This is a genomic window from Stenotrophomonas sp. GW821-FHT01H02A, from assembly GCF_059422145.1.
The window spans coordinates 203,965-226,647 of record NZ_JBWKWI010000002.1 but is presented as its reverse complement, the minus strand read 5'-3'; the positions used below and the strand labels follow the sequence as shown (position 1 = coordinate 226,647).

General features: G+C 68.7%; 24 protein-coding genes. 10 read left to right on the top strand and 14 right to left on the bottom strand.

What is annotated here, in order from left to right; all coding sequences use genetic code 11:
* Window positions 1-64: 64 nt before the first annotated feature.
* From AC07WC_RS04410 to AC07WC_RS04400, 3 genes are read left to right on the top strand one after another with little or no spacing between them, the layout of a single operon-like run.
* Window positions 65-649: an RNA polymerase sigma factor gene (locus AC07WC_RS04410; protein ID WP_495208922.1), complete on the top strand. Its 585-nt coding sequence runs from the start codon at window positions 65-67 to the stop codon at window positions 647-649.
* Window positions 646-1,164: a hypothetical protein gene (locus tag AC07WC_RS04405; RefSeq protein ID WP_495208921.1), complete on the top strand. Its 519-nt coding sequence runs from the start codon at window positions 646-648 to the stop codon at window positions 1,162-1,164. The genes AC07WC_RS04410 and AC07WC_RS04405 overlap by 4 nt, the downstream gene beginning before the upstream one ends.
* An 11-nt stretch (window positions 1,165-1,175) precedes the next feature.
* Window positions 1,176-2,057, top strand: a complete 882-nt coding sequence (locus AC07WC_RS04400) for a DUF4097 family beta strand repeat-containing protein (protein WP_495208920.1) — start codon at window positions 1,176-1,178, stop codon at window positions 2,055-2,057.
* A 45-nt stretch (window positions 2,058-2,102) separates the two neighbouring features.
* Here AC07WC_RS04400 and AC07WC_RS04395 read toward each other — a convergent pair whose 3' ends face one another.
* The 3 genes from AC07WC_RS04395 to AC07WC_RS04385 all read right to left on the bottom strand — a co-directional run bounded on the left by AC07WC_RS04395 (window position 2,103) and on the right by AC07WC_RS04385 (window position 4,266).
* Window positions 2,103-2,282: a hypothetical protein gene (locus AC07WC_RS04395; RefSeq protein ID WP_019183415.1), complete on the bottom strand. Its 180-nt coding sequence runs from the start codon at window positions 2,280-2,282 to the stop codon at window positions 2,103-2,105.
* Window positions 2,283-2,293: 11 nt separating this feature from the next.
* Window positions 2,294-2,593 carry a YkgJ family cysteine cluster protein gene (locus tag AC07WC_RS04390; protein WP_080114834.1) on the bottom strand — a complete coding sequence of 100 codons (300 nt, stop codon included), beginning with the start codon at window positions 2,591-2,593 and terminating at the stop codon, window positions 2,294-2,296.
* Window positions 2,594-2,910: 317 nt separating this feature from the next.
* A complete protein-coding gene (locus tag AC07WC_RS04385; protein ID WP_495209109.1) occupies window positions 2,911-4,266 on the bottom strand; it encodes an Hsp70 family protein in 1,356 nt (451 codons plus the stop codon).
* A gap of 120 nt (window positions 4,267-4,386) precedes the next feature.
* Between AC07WC_RS04385 and AC07WC_RS04380 the strand changes: the two genes are divergently transcribed.
* Window positions 4,387-4,722: a zinc ribbon domain-containing protein YjdM gene (locus tag AC07WC_RS04380; protein ID WP_179458273.1), complete on the top strand. Its 336-nt coding sequence runs from the start codon at window positions 4,387-4,389 to the stop codon at window positions 4,720-4,722.
* A gap of 6 nt (window positions 4,723-4,728) precedes the next feature.
* Here AC07WC_RS04380 and AC07WC_RS04375 read toward each other — a convergent pair whose 3' ends face one another.
* On the bottom strand, window positions 4,729-5,835 hold the full coding sequence (locus tag AC07WC_RS04375) for a tetratricopeptide repeat protein (protein WP_495208919.1): 1,107 nt from the start codon (window positions 5,833-5,835) through the stop codon (window positions 4,729-4,731).
* A 263-nt stretch (window positions 5,836-6,098) separates the two neighbouring features.
* On the opposite strand from AC07WC_RS04375, the gene AC07WC_RS04370 reads away from it, so the two are divergent.
* From AC07WC_RS04370 to AC07WC_RS04355, 4 genes are all read left to right on the top strand, one after another.
* On the top strand, window positions 6,099-6,704 hold the full coding sequence (locus tag AC07WC_RS04370) for an HD domain-containing protein (RefSeq protein WP_495208918.1): 606 nt from the start codon (window positions 6,099-6,101) through the stop codon (window positions 6,702-6,704).
* A gap of 62 nt (window positions 6,705-6,766) precedes the next feature.
* Window positions 6,767-6,946, top strand: coding sequence for an oxidoreductase-like domain-containing protein (locus AC07WC_RS04365; RefSeq protein WP_495208917.1), 180 nt, complete (start codon window positions 6,767-6,769; stop codon window positions 6,944-6,946).
* 14 nt (window positions 6,947-6,960) lie between these two features.
* Window positions 6,961-7,608 (top strand): DUF998 domain-containing protein, encoded by a 648-nt coding sequence (locus tag AC07WC_RS04360; protein ID WP_495208916.1) that lies wholly within the window; start codon window positions 6,961-6,963, stop codon window positions 7,606-7,608.
* Window positions 7,609-7,686: 78 nt separating this feature from the next.
* Complete coding sequence (locus AC07WC_RS04355) at window positions 7,687-9,033, top strand: virulence factor family protein (RefSeq protein ID WP_495208915.1); 1,347 nt, start codon at window positions 7,687-7,689, stop codon at window positions 9,031-9,033.
* 23 nt (window positions 9,034-9,056) lie between these two features.
* Here the strand turns inward: AC07WC_RS04355 and mprF are convergent, their stop codons facing one another.
* Window positions 9,057-11,621 carry a bifunctional lysylphosphatidylglycerol flippase/synthetase MprF gene (gene mprF / locus AC07WC_RS04350; RefSeq protein WP_495208914.1) on the bottom strand — a complete coding sequence of 855 codons (2,565 nt, stop codon included), beginning with the start codon at window positions 11,619-11,621 and terminating at the stop codon, window positions 9,057-9,059.
* A 195-nt stretch (window positions 11,622-11,816) separates the two neighbouring features.
* Between mprF and AC07WC_RS04345 the strand changes: the two genes are divergently transcribed.
* On the top strand, window positions 11,817-12,164 hold the full coding sequence (locus AC07WC_RS04345) for a RidA family protein (RefSeq protein ID WP_019183404.1): 348 nt from the start codon (window positions 11,817-11,819) through the stop codon (window positions 12,162-12,164).
* A gap of 89 nt (window positions 12,165-12,253) precedes the next feature.
* On the opposite strand, the gene rnfB is transcribed toward AC07WC_RS04345, so the two are convergent.
* The 8 genes from rnfB to AC07WC_RS04305 form a co-directional block, all read right to left on the bottom strand.
* On the bottom strand, window positions 12,254-12,676 hold the full coding sequence (gene rnfB, locus AC07WC_RS04340) for an Rnf electron transport complex subunit RnfB (RefSeq protein WP_495208913.1): 423 nt from the start codon (window positions 12,674-12,676) through the stop codon (window positions 12,254-12,256).
* A 28-nt stretch (window positions 12,677-12,704) separates the two neighbouring features.
* Window positions 12,705-13,346: an HAD family hydrolase gene (locus tag AC07WC_RS04335; protein ID WP_495208912.1), complete on the bottom strand. Its 642-nt coding sequence runs from the start codon at window positions 13,344-13,346 to the stop codon at window positions 12,705-12,707.
* Window positions 13,347-13,405: 59 nt separating this feature from the next.
* Window positions 13,406-15,454, bottom strand: coding sequence for a methionine--tRNA ligase (metG, locus tag AC07WC_RS04330; RefSeq protein WP_495208911.1), 2,049 nt, complete (start codon window positions 15,452-15,454; stop codon window positions 13,406-13,408).
* 97 nt (window positions 15,455-15,551) lie between these two features.
* Entirely contained in the window at window positions 15,552-15,995 is a 444-nt protein-coding gene (locus AC07WC_RS04325) for a DUF2147 domain-containing protein (protein ID WP_070425636.1), read from the bottom strand.
* A 100-nt stretch (window positions 15,996-16,095) separates the two neighbouring features.
* Window positions 16,096-16,515: an SMU1112c/YaeR family gloxylase I-like metalloprotein gene (gloA2, locus tag AC07WC_RS04320; RefSeq protein ID WP_495208910.1), complete on the bottom strand. Its 420-nt coding sequence runs from the start codon at window positions 16,513-16,515 to the stop codon at window positions 16,096-16,098.
* Window positions 16,512-17,552: a serine hydrolase domain-containing protein gene (locus tag AC07WC_RS04315; protein WP_495209108.1), complete on the bottom strand. Its 1,041-nt coding sequence runs from the start codon at window positions 17,550-17,552 to the stop codon at window positions 16,512-16,514. Before AC07WC_RS04315 ends, gloA2 begins: the two co-directional genes overlap by 4 nt.
* A 57-nt stretch (window positions 17,553-17,609) precedes the next feature.
* Window positions 17,610-19,526: a DUF885 domain-containing protein gene (locus AC07WC_RS04310; RefSeq protein ID WP_495208909.1), complete on the bottom strand. Its 1,917-nt coding sequence runs from the start codon at window positions 19,524-19,526 to the stop codon at window positions 17,610-17,612.
* A 131-nt stretch (window positions 19,527-19,657) separates the two neighbouring features.
* The gene (locus AC07WC_RS04305; RefSeq protein WP_070425632.1) at window positions 19,658-20,335 is read right to left on the bottom strand and encodes a DUF502 domain-containing protein; all 678 of its coding nucleotides are present in this window, start codon (window positions 20,333-20,335) and stop codon (window positions 19,658-19,660) included.
* Window positions 20,336-20,412: 77 nt separating this feature from the next.
* Here AC07WC_RS04305 and AC07WC_RS04300 point away from each other — a divergent pair, with 77 nt between their 5' ends.
* Window positions 20,413-21,705 (top strand): hypothetical protein, encoded by a 1,293-nt coding sequence (locus tag AC07WC_RS04300; RefSeq protein WP_495208908.1) that lies wholly within the window; start codon window positions 20,413-20,415, stop codon window positions 21,703-21,705.
* Between the two features lie 113 nt (window positions 21,706-21,818).
* Here the strand turns inward: AC07WC_RS04300 and AC07WC_RS04295 are convergent, their stop codons facing one another.
* Window positions 21,819-22,418, bottom strand: coding sequence for a hypothetical protein (locus AC07WC_RS04295; RefSeq protein WP_495208907.1), 600 nt, complete (start codon window positions 22,416-22,418; stop codon window positions 21,819-21,821).
* Window positions 22,419-22,683 lie beyond the last annotated feature (265 nt).

Sequence of the window (22,683 nt, the reverse complement as noted above, 5' to 3'; positions counted from 1 at the left end):
GACACCAGGAAAAGAAAGTCAGCGAGGGCTTAAACCTTTTCCGTGCCCCCCGCATCCAACGGATATGCTCGACACGACCATGTCCCCTTCCAGCGCCACGACCGAGGCCGATGCCGCCGATGACCACGCCCTGGTGCGTGCCGCGGCGGCCGGTGACGTGACGGCGTACGAGCGGATCTACCGGCGGCATTCGCCGCGTGTGTACGCCGTGCTGTGGCGCCTGTGCGGCGGCCACGCGGCCCGCGCCGAGGATGCCCTGCAGGAGGCGTTCCTGCAGGCATGGCGCGCCTTGCCGGGGTTCCGCTTCGAAAGCAGCCTGGGCACCTGGCTGCACCGCCTGGGGGTGAACGCGGCACTGATGGAGCTGCGCGCCAACGCCGCCGGCACTGCCGGCGATGCCGGCGAGGAGGGCTGGGAGTCGCTGGCGATGCTGCCGGCCCAGGACCGTTGCGCGGGGACCTCGATGGACCTGGAGCGCGCGCTGGAAACGCTGCCACCCCGGGCCCGCGCGGTGCTGGTCCTGCATGACATCGAAGGGTGGAAACACCAGGAAATCGCCGACCAGCTGCAGATGGCGGTCGGCAGTTCCAAGGCACAGTTGCACCGCGCGCGCGGCCTGCTGCGTGCACGCCTAGGAGAAACCGCATGAACCCCCATGATTCCGATCACGATGCGCTGACCGCACGGCTGCGGGCCCTGCCTGCCGAGCGCGTCCCGCCGGCGCGGGTGTGGCAGGGCATCGCTGCACGGTTGCCGGCGCAGATCCCGGCTCCGGTCCCGGCCGTTGCCGACCCCAGACTGTCGACCCGCCGCCGGCGGGAGCGCTGGCCGCTGCGCATCGGGCTGGGCCTGGCCGCGGCGCTGGCGCTGCTGATGGTGGTGCCGACGCCGGTCCCGCACACGCCCGCACCGACGCTGCTGCAGCGCCAGGCCGATGCCATGGCCGGCGAGTACCAGCAGGCCATCGCCGCGTTGCCCAGTGACGGTGTCACCGACGAATGGCGACCGGCCCTGCACGAACTCGATGCCAGCGCGGACAACATCCGCGCGGCGATCGCTGAAAACCCCCGCTCGCGCTATCTGCTCGGGCAACTGCAGCGTACCTATGCGCTGCGCCTGCAACTCACCCAGCAGGCGGTGCTGTCCGCCGGCCTGCCCACTTGAAGGAGAACCCCATGCGTATCCCCCTGAGCCTGGTCGCTGCCCTGGCCCTGTGCCTGCCGCTCGTCGCCCAGGCCGCCACCAGCGTCAATGAACGCCATTCACTGGGCGCCGGCGGGCGCGTGGAAATCAGCAACATCGCCGGCAAGGTCACCGTGCGTGGCTGGGATCGCAGCGACGTGGCACTGACCGGCTCATTGGCCGACGGGCTCACGCTCAAGCAGGACAAGAGCAGCAACCGGGTGCGCTGGGAAGTGGAATATCCGCGCGGCCGCAGCAACGGCGGGGCGACGCTGGAGCTGCGCGTACCGCGCTCGGTGGACGTGCAGCTGGGTACCATCAGTGCCGACATCGACGTGGCCGACATCGACGTGCGCCGCCTGCAGGCCAACAGTGTCAGCGGCAGCATCACCGCGGCAGGGCGCAGTGGCGAGACCACATTGAACACGGTCAGTGGTGGTATCCGCTCGCAGGTGCAGACGCCACGGCTGGATGCGCGCACGGTCAGTGGCCAGGTGCTGGCCGGCGGTGGCGTATCGGGGGAGGTGGCGGCCGAATCGGTCTCCGGCCGGGTCAACGTCAACGCCGGGCGGATCCAGCGGCTGGCGGTGGAGACCGTCTCGGGCAGCCTGGACGTGAGCGCGACCGGCATGGCCCCGGGCGGAAAGGTGACGATGCAGACGGTCAGCGGATCGGTCGCGCTGAAGCTGCCGGTGAATGTCTCGGCGCAGTTGAACGTCAAGACGTTCAGTGGTGGCATCCAGTCCGATGCCGGCCAGGTGGAGAAGCCGCGCTATGGCCCGGGCAGCAGCCTGGATGCGCGTCTGGGCTCGGGCGATGGGGATATTTCGATCAACTCCCACTCCGGGAGCGTGCGGGTCAGCCTGGGCCGCTGAGTGCGGCCACCGCACCGGCCAATGCCGGTGCGGTCGGCAGCAATGTCAGCCGGCTTTCTTCAGTGCCAGGGTATTGCCCAGCACTTCGATCTTGCCGCCACCTTTACGGAAGGCAGCCAGATCCGCAGCGATGCTCTGGCTGCTGACGGCGGAGTTGGACCCTTGCTTGCGGTCGACGCGAACGGTGTTGCTTGCCTTGGGGGAGGTCTTTGGCGTACGAGCCATGGATGCTCCTGCTATGGATGAAGCGTGGAAGAAAACGTCGACAGATCCTGCTGTTGTCGACGGTAGTCCTGCCGCACGAGGCGGCAATCATCGCCGCCCATGTCGAACTGGCGGCAGATCGCGGGTCGCTGCGAGTAGATCGTGCAGCGCAGGTGATAGGGGTCGATCGCGGCGCACCAGCCTTCTTCGTTGCGGGCCATCACCGTGCCACCCCGCGCATCGGTGTCCAGCAGGTAGCCGGGCACGTTGTCGTCAGGCATGACGGTGACAGTGAGCCGACAACACACCGCATCGCAACGACGGCAGTCGATGGGGTCGGGCTCGGACGATGTAAGCAGTGCAGCCAGGCGTTCGCCCAATCTGAAGATCTCTTGGCGGCTCGGGGTGCAGCAGGCTGTGAACGAGCCGGATCACAGCGAAGAGCGATCCCGGCACCGCGGACAGTTCCGGACGGTGGCAGCATCGAAGAGGACGGTGGCCTGGGAGGCCCGGAAGATGGTGCTTGTCGCGTCAAGCGCATTGCGCTTTGAAGCCGAAAGATGATAGCGCTTCCGGCGTAACGTTTTGTTAATAAGGCCGTTCACGCCTCTTCAGGCCTTGTGCGACAAGGCCTGGTGCAACAAGGTGATCAGTGGGCGGCGGCCAGTGCCAGTCCGTGAACCACACCGAAGGACGGATTGCCGCGGACCAGGGTCGAGCCCGGGAAGGCGTTGGCCACGGCCTGCTGCAGGTAGCCGGCGCGCGACATGCCGCCGGTCAGGAACACCGCTGCCGGATCGTGGCCGATATCGCGGCGGACCTGTTCGAGCAGGGCGGTCAGCTCACCCAGGTAGCCGCCGGCGGCGGTCTCCAGGCGCGCGGCATCGATCTGCACCTGCAGGTCGCGCTCGATGAAGTCCAGTGCGCTGCCGTGGCTGGACACGCTGCTCAGGGCGATCTTGCAGCGCTCGACTTCGCGGTACAGGCGCGCGGTGTTGCCGGTGTCCTGCAACGCTGTCAGGCGCGGGCCGAACGGCGCGTCCACGTCACGGTAGGTGTGCTGGCGGAAATCGCGCTGGCGGGTCATGTCCTGCACCATCGCCGCTTCCACGTAGTGGTGCGCGGGCACGCGGGTGATGCCGCGGCCGAACAGCGGCATGTAACCGCCCAGGCTCAGCGCGAGGTCGATATCGGTACCGCCGCGGGCGATACCCCAGGCACGGTGGATGGTCGGGGCCTGGCCACCGCCGACACGGGCGTGGGCGATATCGGTGGTACCACCGCCGATGTCCACCACCACGGCGTCGTGCTCCTGCGGGCTCTCGGCGTGGTAATGCATCGCCGCGGCCGCCGGCTCCTCAAGGAAGTCGATGCTGTCGAAGCCGGCCGCGATCGCCGCGCCGTGCAGGATGTCCAGCGCCTGGGCGTTGCCGGCCTCGCCGATCGAGCTGCGGAACTGGACCGGGCGGCCCAGGGTGGCGGTGCGGATCGGGGTATCCAGCTGCCGCGAGGCGGTCAGGCGGATGTGCTCGAGGATGTGCGTGGCGATACCGGCGATGGTCTGGCGCGCGCGCGGATGCAGGTTGTAGCCGAGCATCGACTTGGGGCTCTGCACCAGGTTGCCTTCGTTCTCTTCGAAGTAGGCTTCCAGCGCGTCATCGCCGTAGACCGCGTTCTGCAGCAGGGTGGTGGAGCTGAGCGGGGCGCGCATCTGCTCTTCCATCCACTGCCGGCGCACCACGCGCAGAGCCTCGCGGCGCAGCGCGTCGGGCGTGCGCTCCTGGCCGGCGGCGCGCGCGTCGCGCGCGGCGGCATCGACCAGCCGGGCCAGATCATGCTCCAGCGCCGGGGTCAGTTCGAAGTCGTTCGGGTCGCGCATCACCTCCGGGAAATACACCGTGGTGCGGAACTGTTCGGCCTGGCCGAACTGGATCGGCACCACCTTGCCGTCGACCACCACGGCGGCGGCGGAGTTGCTGGTGCCAAAGTCGATGCCGAGTTTCATGCGGTGGGCCGGGCCGGTGGTCAGGGGGGCGCGCACTTTGCGGCAACGGGACCGCCGACGCAAGGGCAGGCGGTAACGGGCGGTTACACTAACGACCGTTTCGTTACCGAAGAGCCGTCGATGTCCGCCATTCCCGCCTGCCCGCAGTGCACCCTGGAAAACACCTATGCCGACGGCGCGCTGTTCATCTGCGCGGACTGCGGCCACGAGTGGGCGGCCGGCGACGGCGCGGGGGAGGCCCTGGTGGTCCGCGACAGCAACGGCAACGTGCTGGCGGCCGGCGATACCGTCACCGTGATCAAGGACCTGAAGGTCAAGGGCTCGTCGATCCCGCTGAAGCAGGGCACGGTGATCCGCAACATCCGCCTGGTCGAGGACGATGCCGAGCACATCGAGGGCAACTCGGAGAAGATCAAGGGCCTGGTGCTGAAGACCTGTTTCCTCAAGAAGGCCTGAGCCGGCTCAGTTCGCCGGCGGGAAGTGCTGGCGCCGCCGTTGCAGGCTGTCCAGCTTGGCCTGGTAGCGGTTGGCGGAGCCATCGTCGCCGGGACCGGCCAGGTCCCGCGCACGGTGCATCTCGATCGAGGCACGGCGTGAATCGCCGGCCAGGAAGTACACCCTCGCCAATCCAAAGTGGAACTGGTGCGCCGTGTCGTACAGACGCGCGGCGCGGCGATAGAAGCGCACGGCGGCGGCGTAGTCCCCGCGCTGTTCGGCCTGGGCCCCCAGCATGTACTGCGCGAACGGATCGCTGTGCTGTACGCGTGCCAGCCGGCTGGCCAGCAGATCGGCCTGGCGGGTGTCGCCCGTCCGCCGATAGAACGCGCTGGCGTTGCTGAGGCTGGCGCCGTGCCGGGGCTGGATCCGCAGGGCGGTCGCGTAGTCCTGGCGCGCGCGGGCCAGGTCGCCTACGCGCGCGTCGAGCACGCCCAGGTTGTTCCAGGTGGCGACGAACTCCGGGGCCATGCCGAGGGCGGCCCGGAAGTACGCGCGCGCGCCCGCGACATCGCCCGCGGTCATCCGTTCCGCCCCGCGGTTGTTGTAGAAGTGGGCGAGTGCACGTTGCTGGCTGATCCGCTGGGGGCCGATCCGGTCATAGAGCACGTTGTGGTCCAGATCCACGGTGCCGCTGCGACCGTCCAGCATGATGCCGGCATTCACATGGCCGATGCTGTAGATCACGCCCGAGGCCTGGTACCAGGACACGACCTGTGCCACCTCCTGCACGTGTGCTTCGATCCCGGCGGCATTGGCCAGGGTCACGAACAGCAGGGTGAACGACAGGCAGTTGGCGCGGCGGCTCTGCCAGGTGTCGCTGATCGTGTTGGTGGCATCCGGGTCGTAGCTCAGGTGCAGCCCCTGCGCATCGAAGAGCATCGCCACGAGCCGCTGCAGGCGGCGCTCACGCGAATACCCCGGGGCGGTCACCTGCTCGTGCAGCATCGCCAGCAGCGGGGCGGGCACGTCCAGGATCTGGGACGGCGTAGGCACGTCGGTGAGGCTCGGCCCGGCGCTGGCGGGCGGCGGCGCGGGATCGTCGGCCCATACCGGCGCGGCGGCCAGGGCCATCCACGCCACCAGGAGTAGTCTGCACGCGGTCATCGCCGTCACCTCGCGGGACGCTGGGGTCCGTCGCGCCCAGTCTAGGCGCGTTGGTGGGCGCCGGCGTGCCGTTCATCGGCTGTCCGCGCCATCCACAGAGGATGTGGACCAGCGGTCGACAAAGATGTGGATAACCCCGCGCACCCACTGCACTGCAACGGTTCTGTGAAGGTGGTCAAAAAAGCACCGCCCGGCTTGCCAGCGCTGCCGCGACGGCCAATCATGCGCGCATGCGCTTTGAACCGATGCCACTGCCTGCGGGGCAGCTTGCCGAACTGGAAACCGCCTACGCCCGGCCGCCGCGGGCGTACCACAACTGGTCGCACGTGCAGGCCGTGCTGCAGCACTGCAACACGGTCGCCGAGGCCGGCCCGGGCTGGGCACGACCGCGCGAGGTGCAACTGGCCGCGCTGTACCACGATGCCATCTACGATGCCGGCCGTGGCGACAACGAAGCGCGCTCGGCGGCGATGGCGCGGGAGGCCATCGCGCGCTGGTTGCCGGCGGCCGGGATCGATGTGAACCGGGTGGTCGACCTGATCGAACTGACCGCCCACCACAGCAAGCTCGCCCCCGGCGATGTCGACCCGGAGGCGGCCCTGTTCCTGGATTGCGACATGGCCATTCTCGGCGCGCCGGCGGCGGTGTTCGATGCCTATGACCGTGGCATCGCCGAGGAGTACGCCGGGCACGTGCCGGGGTTCCTGTTCCGGCTCAACCGGTGCCGCTTCCTCAAACAGGTGCTGGGCCAGCCGCGGATATTCCTGAGCGACTTCTTCCACCAGCGGCTGGATGCCGCCGCCCGCGACAACCTGCGCCGGCGGGTCCAGCGCTGAAGCACGCCCGCCCTCAAGATCGTCCGCTACACTGTGCGGGCTGTTTCCCTACGTGTGTGGCCATGCCCGTGTCCGTTCCAGATCCTGATCCGCGTCCACAGCCGCCGGAAGAACCCGGCCCCAACGAGTGCTGCGGCAGCGGTTGCCCGCTGTGCGTGCTGGATCTGTACAGCGATGAACTGCAGCGCTATCGCGTCGCGCTGGCCGCGTGGCAGGCGCGCCACCCCGAGGCCACCGACTGAGCCCAGGAGCCGCGATGTCGCTTCCCCTGCCACGCCCCTCGCGTTGGCCCGCGCAGCACCACGGGCGCGTCGCCATGGTGATCCTGCTGGCGCTGGCACTGTTCGTCGCCACCGCGCTGTGGACGCAATGGGCGCGCGATGATCTGGATTGGGTGCAGGCCACCCTGAGCCTCTACCTGCATGGCCCCTGGGGGCTGGCCCTGCGTACCGCCTATTGCGTGCTCGCGCTGGCGATCATGCTGCTGGCGGTCTCGCTGCATGCCAACAGCCGCTCGCCGCGCCGCAGTGCAGCGGCCCCGCTGTTGTTCTGGGTGGCCGCGCTGGGCCTGATGGGCGTGGCGATCGGCGACAGCTGGTTGCCCGAGCGCGCGCCGCTGCTGGCGCCGCTGGTACACGGTGTCTCGGCCAATACCGCCTTCCTGTGCGTGAGTGTGGCGATGCTGCTGCAGAGCTGGTACCTGCGCGCCGACCCGCGCTGGCGCGGCTGGGCTGGCCCCGCATGGTGGTGGGCCTGGGGGTGCTTCGTGCTGCTGTGGCTGCACGTACTGTGGCGCGGACCACCGCGTGGCGCGGGGCAGAAGCTGGTCATCGCGGTGGTGCTGGTCTGGCTGGTGTCGGTGGCCTGGCAGCTGTGGCGACAGGCGCGCCGCGAGCGGGGCTGAGCGTCCGGCCACGGTCTGTACATGCCGTTGGCGGAGCAGGGGCGTATCGTTGGCACTCTATTCATGGGATACGCGACGATGCGGCGAGCCGGTTTGGGGGTGATGCTGGTACTGGTGATGGCAGCGATGACGGGGGGCGCGCTGGCCGCGCCACCGCAGCAGCTCAGCCATGGTCGCTTCGAGAACGTGCCGGTCTATCTGCCCGATGGCCGCCCGCAACGCGTGGTGGTGTGGTTCGAGGGCATGGCTGGCCACGCCGACAGCCAGCAGCGTATAGACGCGCTGCGTGCCGAAGGCGCGCTGGTCGCCCAGGTCGATGTTGCCCATCTGCGCCAGGTGCTGGCCCGCGAAAAGAGCGGCGATTGTGCGTTCGGCGCGGGCGACGTGGAGAATTTCTCGCGCTGGTTCCAGGCCTACCTGCACGTGCCGGGTTACCACCTGCCGTTGATCGGCGGCGATGGCGATGGCGCGGCGCTGGCCTATGCCGTGGCTGCCCAGGCCGATACCCAGGTGTTCGCCGGGCTGCTCACCACCGGGTTCTGTCCGACCGGCGTGCGCGAGCGAAAGGTCTGCGGGGCCGGCAGCAGCCACGGGCGTCTGCAGCCGACCGAACTGAATTTCCCGTGGTTGAACGCGGCCGGCGATGTGCATTGCCCGGCGGGGGAGTCAGCCGCATTCGTGCGCAAGGTCGGCATGGGGCGTCAGTTCGAGCGCACCGCGCAGGGCGAGGCGTTGCCCGGGCTGTTGGCCGCCGCGAAGGTGATCGGCGCCCAGAAGGGCGTCAGCCTGGCTCCGCCGCCGGATGACCTCAAAGGCCTGCCGGTGGTCGATGTGCCGACGACCAAAGCAGGTGACACCTTCGCCATTTTCGTCTCCGGCGATGGTGGCTGGGCGGGGCTGGACAAGGAAGTGGCCGCATCGCTGAGCGAGGCGGGCGTGCCGGTGGTCGGCGTGGATTCCCTGCGCTACTTCTGGACCGCACGCACGCCGGAGGGCTTCGCCCGCGACCTGGAACGCATCGCCAATCATTACAGCCGGCAGTGGCAGCGCCGCAACGTGGTGCTGGTCGGTTTCTCGCAGGGCGCCGATGTGCTGCCGGCAGCGATCAACCAGCTGTCACCGGCGACGCGGGAGTCGGTCGCGATGATCGTGCTGCTGTCGGTCGGCAAGAACGCGGACTACGAATTCCACGTGAGCAACTGGCTCGGCGGCGGTGGCGATGGCCTGCCGATCGCGCCGGAAGTGGCCAGGCTGCCCGCGGGAAAAACCTTGTGCGTCTATGGCGAAGATGACCGCGATGCGCTGTGCCCGTCGCTGCCCGCGGCGGGCAACGCGCAGATCATCAAATTGCCCGGCGATCACCACTTCAAGGGTGACTACGACCGCCTCGCCGACACCATCGTGCAGCACCTGCCGGCGCGCTGAGCACCGCCAGCGGCGGCACGGCCTCAATCGTGCCGGCGTGGATCCAGCGAGATCAGCCGGGTCGCATCGAGCAGGGCGGCGGGCAGGTGCACGCCGCCCGGCGCGGACAGGTATCGGGCGCGCCAGACCGGGGCGAACTTGGATTTGAAGCGGCGCAGGCCGCTGAATCCATAGAAGCGTTCGCCGTGCCGCGCGACCACGTTGGCGAAGCGGTTCCAGCGCCCGGCCAGACGGTGCTGGGCTAGCCCGGACAGCGGCGCCATGCCCAGCGAGAAGCGGTGGAAGCCCTGCGCGCGGCCCCACAGGAACAGTTCGATGAACAGGAAATCCATGGTGCCCTTGGGCGCATCGTCGACATGCCGCATCAGGTCGACCGACAGTTCATTGCCGGCCGGCGCCTGCCATAGGTTGGCGAACGCCACGATGCGTCCCTCGGCCTCGACCAGCGCCACCGGGAAGCGGGCCAGATAGGCCGGATCGAAACTGCCCAGCGAGAAGCCTTTTTCATCACCGGCCTTGTCGTCCAGCCACTGCTGGGAGACCACCGACAGTGCCGGCAGCAGTCCCGGTACTTCCTCGGGGTGCGCGACGCGGAAGCTCAAACCACCCCGCTTGCCGCGGTTCCAGGCCTGGCGCAGATCGGCGCGATCGCGGCCTTCCAGAGTGAAGTCCTGCAGCGGCACCATCGCCTCTTCGCCGAGTTTGACCAGGGTCAGGCCCAGATCGAGATAGGTCTGCCAATGCGCTTCGCCGACCTGGTAGAACACCGGGCGCAGCCCGAGCCGGTCCGCTTCCTCGCGGAAGCGCCAGATCAGCGCACGCACCACCTCCGGCGGCCCGACCGGATCGCCCATCGCGATCAACGAGCCGCCGTAGCGCTGCATCATCACGAAGCCACGCTGCGCGTCGTCGCGCAGCACCGCCTTGTCCGCCGTCAGCACCAGGCAGGCCTGGGTGTCCTCGGCAGCGGCGAGGATCGGTGCAAGCGCATCCAGCGTGGCGGCATCGGCCGCCGGCAGCGGGCTGCGCGTGCTGTGCAGCAACCGCGCCAGGCCGAAGATGGTCAGCGCGATCGCCACCAGCAACAACGCACGCAACGCACGCGGGGCATTGCCCTGCAGCGCGAACTGCCACCACAGCTCGTTCTGGTATTCCACGTGGCTGTAGACGAAGAACAGCAGCCAGATCACGGCGACCAGCACCAGTCCGAGGTTGCGGATCCACGGCCACGACCAGGCCTCGTCCAGCAGTGCGCCCTGGCGATAGAATTCACGACGCGAGGCCCACAGTGCGGCCGCCACCAGCAGCGCCGACAGCGCGATCAGTACCTGCCCACCGCGCAGCCAGATCGGCAATGGCGACAGCACGCAGATGCCGAGCGCGAGCATCCATGCGGCATGGCTGCGCCGCTGCAGGCCCTGGCCGATCAGCAGCAGCGCAACACCGGCCAGGCTGCCGAGCAGATGCGAGGTTTCCAGGATCGGCAGCGAGGCCGTGATCAGATGCCGGCGCGGGGTCGGCAGGGTGCCGTCGATCACCAGCGCGGCGCCGACGCTGAACACCGCCAGCGCGATGATCTGCGGCAGCCACGGGCGCAGTGCGGTCCAGCCGACCCGGGTCGCGCCGGCACCGGCACGCAGCGGGCGACGCAGCGCCGGCGCAACCGCCAGCACCGTGGCCAGCAGCAGCGGCAGCACGTAATAGGTCACGCGGTAGATCAGCGCTGCCGCCAGCACCGCAGCGGGAGCGACCTGGGGCAGCAGCTTCAACAGGCTCCACTCGAATACGCCCAGGCCGGCCGGCACGCTGGAGATCAGGCCGGCCAGCACCGCGACCAGATACAGCCCGACGAAACCGGGCAGCCCGGTCGGTGTATCCATCGGCAGCAACACGTAGAACGCCGCGCTGGCCAGGACCAGTTCGACCACGCTCAGCGCGGTGACGCCGAGCATGGTGCGCCGATCCGGCAGCCACAACGCATGCCCGCGGATCTGGAAACCGCGGCCCTCACGTCCCACCACCAGCACCGTACCGGCATAGGCCAACAGGCCGAGGATGCCGATCACGCGCACCGCCTGCACCGGAATCGGCAGCGCGAGTGCGGCAGCGCCGGGCTCGAGCACGAAGGCCAGCGCCAGCAGCAGCCACGCACCGAACACGAAACCCAGCGTGCTCATCAACACCGCTTGGCCAATCTCGCCCAGGCTCAGCCCGGCACGGCCATACCCGCGCAGGCGGACGGCACCCCCGGTAAGCGCGGCAAAGCCCAGCGTCTGCCCCAGCGTATGCGCGAGGAAGGCGGTGATGCCGACCCGCGCCGGATGCAGGCGTTTGCCACTGCGGCGCAGGCCGATCGCATCGAAGCCGATCAGGCAGGCGTAGCTGGCCAGGCCGAGCAGCACGGTCAGCGCGATCTGGCCGGTGCCGAGATGACGGAACGCGTCGCGGATCGCGCGGTAGCCGTGCTCATCGAATTCGTTGGCCAGGCCGCGCAGGGCCAGGGCCAGGATCACCAGGGGGATGACCACGGTCGCAGCGCGACGCCAGGGGGCACGGGCCGGAGTGGGAGCAGGGGCGGTGTCGGTCATCGGTACAGCGTGCTCCGGGATGGGCGATGAAAGAGTCAAGGGCGGGTCTGCCCGCCGGGTCCGGCAAATCGTGCGCCTGATGCCGACGCTTGCCAAGCGGCGGCGCTGTGCCTGCCGTGGCTGCTTTGCGCGCTGGTCCCGGCAGGCTCACACCGCATCGGTGACAATGCGGTTTCATCCAGAGGAGTAATCGCCATGTTGGAGCGTTTCGACGTTGGTCCACGCATGTCCGAAATGACCGTGCACAACAAGGTTGCGTATCTGTCCGGGCAGATCCCCGAAGACACCAGCCAGGACATCACCGGGCAGACCCGCCAGGTGCTGGAGGAGATCGACAAGCTGCTTGCGCTGGTGGCCAGCGACAAGCAGCACATCCTGCGCGCGGAAATTTTCCTGGCCGACATCGGCGATTTTGCCGGCATGAACGCTGCGTGGGATGAGTGGGTGGTGGCCGGCATGACACCCGCGCGCGCGACCGTGGAAGCCAAGCTCGCCGATCCCAGCTGGAAGGTGGAGATCGTGGTGACGGCGGCCTTGCCGTAACCGCGCCGTGAAGCAGGGGGCGCCATGGCGATCGACGCATCACCATGCGCCCTGGGGTCGCCGCTGTCGCCAGGAGCGCAGCAGCGGGCTTACCGGGTCACGTCGACCAGCACGATGCAGTCCACCGGGCACGGCGGGATGCACAGCTCGCAGCCGGTGCACAGGTCGGCGATGACCGTGTGCATGTACTTGGCGCCGCCGACGATCGCATCGACCGGACAGGCCTGGATGCACTTCGTGCAGCCGATGCAGTCGGCTTCGATCACCACCGCGACCTGCGGTGCCTTGTGTTCGCCGCGCGCGCGGTCGAACGGCACCGCTGCCACGCCCAGTACGTTGGCCAGCGCGCGCGCGCCCGCATCGCCGCCGGGCGGGCAATGATCGACGCCCGCTTCGCCGCGTGCCATCGCCTCGGCATACGGGCGGCAGCCGTCGTAGCCGCACTGCCCGCATTGGGTCTGTGGCAACAGCCGGTCGAGTCGTTCGGTGAGGGTATCGATGGTGAGGCTCATGGCGTGGCGGTGGCTGCGCGGTGGGGCATCAGGCCCGGGTGCCGCGGGCAGGCGAGGTGGCGATGGGCCCATCCCGGCGGGGCTTCATGAGTTTGCCGCGGTACCAGCGTTCGTGGGCGAGGGCGAGCATCGGGCGGTCCTCGCTGCTGTCGCCGTAGGCATGGATGCGCAGATAGCGCGTGAGATCGAGACGACGGCGGATGTGCGCCACCTTGTGCGGACCGCAGTCGCCGTCGGCATAGCGCCCGGTCAGGCGCCCGTCGCGGCTCTCCAGCCGGTTGCAGATCAGGTCCAGCCCCATCGTCTCGCACCACGGGCGCAGGTACAGATCCAGCGAGCCGGATACGATCACCACGGTGTGCTGCTGCTTGAGGTGCCAGTGGATCTGGTCGAGCATCTCCGCCCGCATCACCCCGGGCAGCACATCACGCGCGTAGCCGGCGGCCTGTGCGGTGATGTCCTCCAGATGGCGATTGGTGAAGGTCAGGCGGGTGACGCGGCGGCGGAGGCGTTCGGCGGAGATCAGCTTCAGGCGATAGGCCAGCAGCCACGGGCCCACTTTCCACCAGGCCTGCGCCAGCTGCTCGGGCGTGGCGACGCGACGCAGGAAACGCCCGTAGGTATCGCAGGTCGTGACCGTGTGGTCGAAATCGAACAGCGCCAGTTCCAACCCACACCTCCAGGCAGAAGAGCGTGGCAGGGCGACCGCAGGCCGCCCTGCCGCCGCGGTCAGCGGACCGGCATGCCCGGCAGGGCGGCGCTGTCGGCGTCCAGCAGGGCCAGTGCGCCGCCGTCGAAACCGGCCGACAGGATCATGCCTTCGCTCAGGCCGAAGCGCATCTTGCGCGGGGCCAGGTTGGCGATGAACACCACGCTGCGGCCGACCAGTTGTTCCGGCTCGCCGTAGCTGGCGCGGATGCCGGAGAAGATCTGGCGCTTGCCGAGGTCGCCGGCGTCGAGTTCGAAACGCAGCAGCTTGTCCGAGCCTTCCACGAACTCGCAGACCAGCACCTTGCCGATGCGCAGATCAAGCTTGGCGAAATCGTCGATGCCGATGTAGGCCGGCGCGGCCTCGCCCTCGGCGGTGACCGCCGGTGCCGGTGCGGCGGGGGCCGCGGTGGCGGCCTGCAGGGTGTCCTTGGAAGCGTCGGTCATGGCGTCGATTTTTTTCGGGTCGATACGGGTGAACAGGGGCTCGTACACCGCGATGGTATGCGCGGTCAGCGGGGTGGCGATGTCGGTCCAGGCCTGCACCGGCGCAGCCAGGAAGGCCTCGGCCTGCGCGGCGGTGGCCGGCAGCACCGGCTTGAGCGCGGCGACCAGCACCCGGAACAGGTTCAGGCCCTGGGTGCAGACCGATTGCAGCTGCGTGTCGGCGCCCTCCTGCTTGGCGATCACCCACGGCTTTTCATCGTCGATGTAGCGGTTGGCTTCGTCGGCCAGCGCCATGGTCTGGCGCAGTGCACTGGCCGGATCGTTGCGCTCGTACGCTTCGCGGATCGGCGCCAGTGCGGCGACGAAGCGGTCGTACTGGGCGGCATCGGGCAGCGCAGCGGCCAGGCGGCCCTCGAAGCGCTTGCTGATGAAGCCGGCGCAGCGGCTGGCCAGGTTGACGAACTTGCCCACCAGGTCCGCGTTGACGCGCGCGATGAAGTCACCCAGGTTCAGGTCGAGATCGTCCACGCCGCCGGAGGACTTGGCCGCGAAGTAATAGCGCAGCGCTTCCGGTTCCAGCCCGGCATCCAGGAAGGTGCGCGCCATCACGAAGGTGCCGCGCGACTTGGACATCTTCGCGCCGTCCACGGTCAGGTAGCCGTTGACGTGCAGGCGGGTCGGCGCGCGGTGGCCGGTGCCGTGCAGCACCGCCGGCCAGAACAGACCGTGGAAGTTCACGATGTCCTTGCCGATGAAATGGTGCAGTTCGGCGCTGGTGCCTGCGCGCAGGTGCGCCTCGAAGTCTTCGCCGGTCTTCGCGCACAGGGTCTGGAAACTGGACAGGTAGCCGATCGGCGCATCCAGCCAGACGTAGAAGTACTTGCCCGGGTGGCCGGGAATCTGGAAGCCGAAGTACGGTGCGTCACGCGAGATGTCCCACGCGCGCAGGCCGCCTTCGGCATTGAGCCATTCGCCCAGCTTGGCCTTCACGCCCGGCAGGGCGACGTCGCCGGCCAGCCACTCGCGCAGGAAGCCTTCGAAGCGGCCGACCTCGAAGAAGAAATGCTCCGAATCGCGGATTTCCGGGGTGGCGCCGGAGATCACCGATCTGGGGTCCTTCAGGTCGGTCGGGCTGTAGGTGGCGCCGCAGACTTCGCAGTTGTCGCCGTACTGGTCCGCGGTGCCACAGTTCGGGCAGATGCCCTTGATGTAGCGGTCCGGCAGGAACATGCCCTTGGCCGGGTCGTAGAACTGGGCCACGGAGCGGCGCGCGATGTGGCCTTCGGCCTCGAGCTTGAGGTAGAAGGCTTCGGTCAGCGCCTTGTTGGCCGCCGAGTTGGTCGAGTCGTAATGGTCGAACGCCACGCCGAACGCGGCGAAATCGCGCTCATGGCTGGCCTGGATGTTGGCGATGAAGGCCTCCGGGGTCACGCCGGCCTTCTCGGCCGCGAGCATGATCGGGGTGCCATGGGTGTCATCGGCGCAGACGAACCAGGTCTTGCCGCCGCTCATTCGACGCGCGCGCACCCAGATGTCAGCCTGGATGTAGCCGACCAGGTGGCCCAGGTGCAGCGGGCCGTTGGCGTAGGGCAGGGCGGTGGTGACGAGAGCGGTGCGGGTCATGGTGAGCGCTGTTGCCAGGGGAACCAGGGATTATCGCACGCCAAAACGCAGTAACCCGGCCGAAGCCGGGTTACCGGGGCCGGGACCTGCGCGGGGCTTACTCGCGCACCCAGGTCTGGGCGCGGCAGATGAAGGCCACGCAGCCGGACACGTCCAGTTTGGCGCCGCCGGTCTGCAGCTTCATCTTGGACTTGTAGGTCTTGCCGTTGCCCGGGTCCAGGATGGTGCCGCCGGACCAGGCGTTGGCGCCGTCGGCCTTGAGGTTCCACAGGATGGTCATGCCCTTGACCGGCTTGTTCTTGTTGGCGCCCTCGCAGCCATCGCAGACCGGGTTGGGGCCCTTGTCCGAGTGCAGGATGTCCACGACCTTGCCGGTCAGGGTGCCGTTGGTGGCCTGGGTGATCTCCACGATCGACTTCACCTTGCCGGTCTTGTCATCGATGGTCTTCCAGCGGCCGACGGCGCCGTCGGCGGCGCTGGCCGACATCGCGGCCATCATCAGCGGCAGCGCCAGCAACAGGGTCTTGAAGGTCTTGCGCATGTTCCCCTCCCAGGGATGTCCGTGAACACCGGCGCAGGCGGCCGGTACGGGCTGACTGTATACCCATTCGCTCCGGTACGGAACGTGCCCGGCGCACGGTTCAGCCGGCGTCGGCCGGGATCTCGTACAACTCCAGCGGCAGGTCGTCGGGGTCGGCGAAGAAGGTGAAGCGGCGGCCGGTGTACTCGTCCACCCGGATCGGCTCGCAGGCGACGCCCGCGGCGGCCAGGCGTTCGATCATCGGCTCCAGCAGGTGCACGCGGAAGGCCAGATGGCGCAGGCCCTGGGCTTCGGGGCGGCTGGGGCGTGGCGGCGCCCCCGGGAACGAGAACAGCTCCAGCTGGCTGCCGTCGGGCAGGGCCAGGTCAAGCTTCCAGGAATCGCGCGCCGCACGGTAGTTCTCGGCGATCACCCGCAGGCCGAGCACGCGGGTGTAGAAGTCCTTCGAGCGGGCGTAGTCCGCAGCGATCAGGGCCACGTGGTGGATGCCGACCAGTGGTGGGGTGTCGGAAGCATTCATTGCAGGGTGTCCAGCCAGCGCCGCGCGATCTGCAGCGCCAGCGGATAGGGTTCGGGGGCGTTGCGGTTGCTGAGCACGATCACGGTGAGGCGCTGGGCCGGATAGCGCAGGATCACGTTGCGGAAGCCGATGCTCTCGCCGCTGTGCCACTGCGCACCGCCGTTGAGCCGCCAGCCGAACCCGTAGAACGGCACATCCGGTTCGATGGTGGGCGTGGCAGGGGAGAACATCTGCGTCAGCGATGCTGATTTCAGCAGGCGCTGGTCATACAGCGCCGCATCCCAGCGGGCCAGATCGTCCAGCGACGAATAGATCCCGCCATCCCCGAGCACCGCGCTGGTCGGGCTCTGGTCGGTGCGCTGCCAGCGCCCGTCGAGGTCGCTGTAGCCGTAGGCGCGACCGGTGACATCGTCCACGCCGTCCTGATGGGCCACGCTGCCACGCATGCCCAAGGGCAGGAAAATGCGCTGGTGCAGGAAGGTCGCGAAGTCGGTGCCGGAGGCCTTGCCGACCACCAGCGCCAGCAGCGCGTAGCCGCTGTTGCTGTAGCGGTAGGCCGTACCCGGGCGAAAGTAGGTGCGGTTCTGGCCTTCCAGCAGACGCAGCACGTCCTGGTCATGCACCTGCGCGGTGGCGTCGCCGGCCATCAGGTCTTCGTAGTCGAGCAGGCCGCTGGTGTGGCTGAGCAGCTGGCGCAGCGTGATGGCATCGGCAGCGGCCGGCAGCGTAGGCAACCAGCGCTTCAGCGGGTCATCCAACGCCAGCCTGCCGTCTTCGGCCAGCAGCAGGATCGCCGCAGCGGTGAACTGCTTGCTGACCGACGCCAGCCGGAAATTGGTCTGCGCGGTCACGGCGGTGCGATCTTCCAGCACCGCCAGCCCATAGCCCCGACGGAACACCGGTCTGCCGTCGTGCAGGACCAGCACCGCGGCGCCCGGCACCTGGCCGTCGTAGCGTTGCATCAGCGCATCGATGCCCGGGTCCGGCGGCGTCAGCACCGGCGCGGCGGCGACGGTGCCGCTTCCGGCGATGCACATCGCGGTGACCCACACACGCAGACGCCGGACGATGTGCATGCTCGATTCCTCGGGTGATCAGGGGGCGGGGGTCGCCGCACCACTCTGGCCGGCGATCCAGCGGGTGATCTTGGCATCCAGGATATCCAGCGGCATCGAGCCATCGCGCAGCACTTCCTCGTGGAAGCGACGTGCATCGAAGTGGGCGCCCAGCGCGGTCTTGGCCTTGTCGCGCAGCTCCATCATCTTCAGCTCGCCCAGGCCGTTGGCCAGGGTCTGCCCGGGCAGGGCCATGAAGCGCTCGACCTCGGCGCTGGCATCGTTGGCGCTCATGTCCGCGGTCTTGACCAGGTAATCCACCGCCTGGCGCTTGGTCCAGCCCTGTGCGTGCACGCCGGTGTCGGCCGCCATGCGCGCGGCGCGGGTCAGTGCGGCCTGCAGGTAGCCGATGCGCTCGTACGGGTCCTGGTACACGCCCAGCTGCTCACCCAGCGATTCGGCGTACAGGCCCCACCCTTCCACGAAGGCGATGTCGCCACCCAGCCGACGGAAGCGCGGCAGCTTGTCCAGTTCCTGCTGCAGGCCGAGCTGCACGTGGTGGCCGGGGATGCCTTCGTGCAGGAACTGCATCGGCGCGGCCCAGCGGCGGCGGCTCGGCAGATCGCCGGTGTTGATGTACAGCACGCCCGGGCGCATGCCGTCCGGCAGCGGCTGCTGGTAGCTCACCGCGCCGGCGGTAGCGGCGCGCTCGGGCTCGACCGCACGGATCTCCATCGGCGCCTTCGGCAGCGTGCCGAGCAGGGTCGGCAGGCGCGCATTGACCTGGCTCTGCAGCTGCTTGTAGCGGTTGAGCAGCGCATCGGCATTGGCGTACTGGAAATCGCGGTCGGTGCGCATGCTGCGCAGCAGCTTCTGCTGCGAGCCGCGGATCCGGTTGTCTTTCATGATCGCGGCGATCTGGGCCTGCAGCGAGGCCACGCGCTGTTCGGCCAGCGCGTGGATCTGCTCGGGCGACAGCGTGGAGGCGGTGCTCTGCACGATGGTCTGCGCATACCACGCCTTGCCACCGGGCAGGCCGGCCAGGCCATCGGTGCTGCGCGCGGCGGGCAGGTACTCGGTGGCGATGAAGCCGCGCAGGGCGCGATAGGACGGCATGATGCGGAACTCGATCATGCGCTTGTACTCGGCGGTGATGCGCGCCTTGTCGGCCTCGGGGAAGCCTTCGGGCAGGTTGCGCACCGGCGCCCAGAAGATGCTCTCTTCGGCACTCGGCTTGATCACCGCATCCAGCTGCGGCAGTACTTTTTCCATCAGGTCGCGCGGCTGTACCACACCGGCGGCCATGCCCTGGCGCATGTTGGCGATGGCCTGGTCAAACAACGCGGGAATGCCCAGCGAGCGGCGCGACCAGCCGTCGTAATCCTGCACCGTGTTGAACGGCTGCGCGCCCGAGCCGGAGCCGAGGATGGCCATGATGCTGCCGAGGTTGTAATACTGGCTCACCGGCAGCATCCAGGCCGGGAACTGCTCGGCGGCCAGTGACATGCGCGCATCGCGCACGAAGATTTCATAGCTGAGCAGGTCCTGGCCGGTCAGGCCGTCCGGGCCGATCTTTTCGACCTTGCCCAGCCACTCGACGGTGAAGTCGTGCGATTGCTGGCGGTACGCGGCCGAGAGAATGTTGGGAAGCTGGTCATTGTGGCGGCTGTCGCCCTGGAAGGTGGCCTGCAGCGGGTTGAGCCGCATCGAGGCATCCCAGTACTCGTCGTAGATCCGGTCCAGCTGCGCGGCCTTGCTCTGCTGGCGCGCCAGCGGCTGGCGGGCAGGGGCGGCGGCCGGGCGCGCACGCGGCTTGGCCTTGGGCTTGGCGGCAGGCCGGGACTGGGCCGTGGCGGGCCGGGTGGCCTTTTTCTTGGCAGCTTCGGCCGGGGCGGCGGCGCTGAAGGCCATCAATGCTGCGATGGCAAGCGCCAGGGCGCGGGCGGGGTGGGGCATCGGCTGTTTCCGTAAACGCACAGACACGGGAGCTTGCCCGATTCGCCTGCGTACGGCCAGCGTCGGCCCGCGGTCAGCTTTGTCATGTACGGCACCCAGTCAGCTGCGGCAGCGCGGGGCCGCCGCGCTGGTCAACGATCCCCGGCGCGGGTGAACGGCATGGTTTCCGGGGCGACCGCACCGCCGGAGATGATGAAGCTCATCGCCTGGTCCACGGTCCAGTCGGTCGGGGTCAGCAGTTCGACCGGCACGATTTCCAGATAGCCCGAGGTCGGATTGGGGGTGGTCGGTACGTACACCGCGGCCAGCTCGCGGCCGCTGCCTTCTTCCTTCATCACCCGCGTGACCAGGCCCACCGACTTCATGTCGCGATGCGGGAAGTCGATCAGCACCACGCGCTGGGTGCTGCCCGGCTCGGTCTGCAGCATGTCCAGCAGTTTCTTGGCGCTGTCATAGATGATGCTGGCCAGCGGGATGCGCTTGATCACCGCACCGAACCAGCGCAGCAGGCGCTGGCCGATCACGCGGCGGCTGAGCACACCCACCGAAAGGATCACCAGCAGGGTGGCGGCCAGGGCGATGATGTCCTGCATCCACTCCACCTTGATCCAGCCCAGGTAGTGCGGGAAGGAGGCGGCGATCTGCTCGGACAGCGGCACCACCAGCGGGCTGGAAATGCCCGAAAGCAGCACGAACACGAATTTGACCACCACCCAGGTCAGCCAGATCGGCAGCAGGGTCAGCAGGCCGGTCAGGAACAGGCGCTGCAGGGAGGGACGCGGAACGAGTTGGGGGGCTTCGGGCGACATCCGCGCATTGTAGCGGTGCGATGCCCGGTTTACGCTGCCGGTCCCCGCAGGACGCGGGGTATGGGGAGAATGCTGTGTTGAGCAATGGACTGAAATGGGTCGGCATCTCGATCCTGAGCCTGGCGCTGGCCGCGGTGGTGCTCTGGGCCGCCTCGCGGTTCTGGCCGCTGCCGGCCGAGCAACGCGACGCGATGAAGCTGCTGCAGGCGCCGCTGCCCACGCGCGGCGAGAACGGCTTCACCGCGTTGTGGACGCTGCGCTACGACGGCCTGGATGCACAGGGGCGCACGGCCGTGATGGCACAGGATGTCGCGCGTTGGCGCAGCGGTACGCCAGGCCAGCGGCCTGTATCGTCCAGCGCGGAGGGCCATTGCCCGGCGGCGCCGCTGTCGGCCCTGGCGCGCTGCGGCCGGCGGGGTGTCGGGTGCCTCGCGGCGGTGCGTGCGGACCCCGAAGGTTTCGCCGGTGCGCATGCCGGACATGATGGGCTTCACCAGCGCGTGGCCGCGCTCGCCGGCTACGGTCATTTCGTGTCGCCATTCGAGCCGTTCGGCACGGACCCGATGGTGCCGCTGCCCGCGTTCCAGCCGCTGCTCGATCCGCTGTCCGCGCATGCGCTGGCCCATGTGCGCGGCGACAGTGGACCCGCGCTCGCCGGTGCATGCGCCGATATCCTCAGTGGCCGCCGGCTGACCGGGCAGGGCGATACCCTGGTCAGCAGCATGATCGGCGCGGCCATGGTGGAGAGCAACGCGCGGCTGCTGGCCGACATCCTGGTCGAGCTGCCCGCCGACGTTGCAGTGCCCGCAGTCTGCGAGGCTGCACTGGCGCCGATGACGGCCAGCGAGCAGAGCCTGTGCACGGCGATGCGCGGCGAGTTTTCGCTGGCCGCGGCGGGAGTGCAGGTGTCCAGCGGAACCCGGGACGGCCACCGCCTGCTGTTGGATGTGCCGCGCACCCGGATGCGCATGGCCCCCCGCTATGCATGGGCGTGCGCTGGCAGTGCGGAACTGGTGGCAGCACGCGACGCGCCCACGCCCATTCCCGGGCCTGCGCGCGATCGCTTTGCGTGCATCGCCAATCCGTTGGGCTGTGCCGTGGCCAATATGGCCGGGCCGGACATGCGGCAGTACGCAGGCCGCCCGCAGGACGCCGCGGCGATGCTGCGCCTGGTGGCGGCGCAGCGATGGGTGCGGCAGCAGCCGACGGTGGCATCCGTGGCGCTGCAGAGCATGCCGGAGGCCCTGCGTTCGCCCACCCGCACGCCGGTGCTCAGCGACGACGGCCAGTGGCTGCAGGTGGAGCGGCGCGTGGTGATGGACGAGGCCGGGCCGACGCTGCAGGTGCCGATGCGCGCGCCTGCCCGGTAAGCGGCGCGCGGCGCCGCGGCGGTTTACCGATCGTCGGCGCCGGCCAGTGGCTCGAATGCGCTGCCATCGCCGACCGTGTCGAGGGTCCAGCGCCGCGACGAGGTCAGGGCTTCCTAGCGGACCGTTTCGCGGTCAGTGTCCACGCTGCCTTCGGCATGGCGCACGCGGCGGGTCGAGTAATTGATGCTCAGGCTTTCGGTCTGTCCGGAGTTGCGCATCATCGAACTGCGGTCGTAGCCGATCAGCGCGAAGGCGCCGTCCTGCCAGCGGAAGGTGTAGCTGGCCGAACCAGTGGACCAGCTGCCGGCGTTGGAGAAGAAGAACAGCGTGGTGCGCAGGGTGCCACGTACGATCGAGACGCCGGTGCCGCCCTTGAATACGTCGGACAGGTTCGGCGCCTCATGGCGGGTGATCAGGGTGTGGTTCTGCGCGGCGAGCGCGTAGCCGGCCGGCGTGGCCCAGGCGATGGCGAGCATGCGCGGATTGCTGTCCAGCGGACTGATGCCGAAGCCATCGTGCTCAACGATGTTGCGCGGGTCCTGCTGGCGCAGCACCGGAACGAGATCATCGCGCTTGTCGCCATTGAGGTCGCCGTGCAGCTGCTGCTCGATGCGCCATCCGGCGGGGACGAAGCCGACCGTCGTGGTGGCGCGTGCAGGCAGCACCGGAAAGTCTACCGGCGGTATCTGCAGCTGCTTGACGGAAGTGGGCAAGGCCGTGAAGAGCAGTACAGCGAGAAGAGGCGTGCGCATGGTCAACGGTGAGATAGAGCTGGCGCACGAGCATAGCTAAGGGGGTGGGAACAACCGTGCGTGAGCAGATCAGGCACCTCCCGCGATGCTGTGCGCAGGTCCGTTTGCGATCTGCGTGATCATTCTGGTGCAAGGCTTTACAACCAGACTGTCGATCGATGGAACAACGGTTTCATGACCGGGTCGACACTGTCGGTCGGCGGCCGAAGCGTAGGCTGGAACGGCG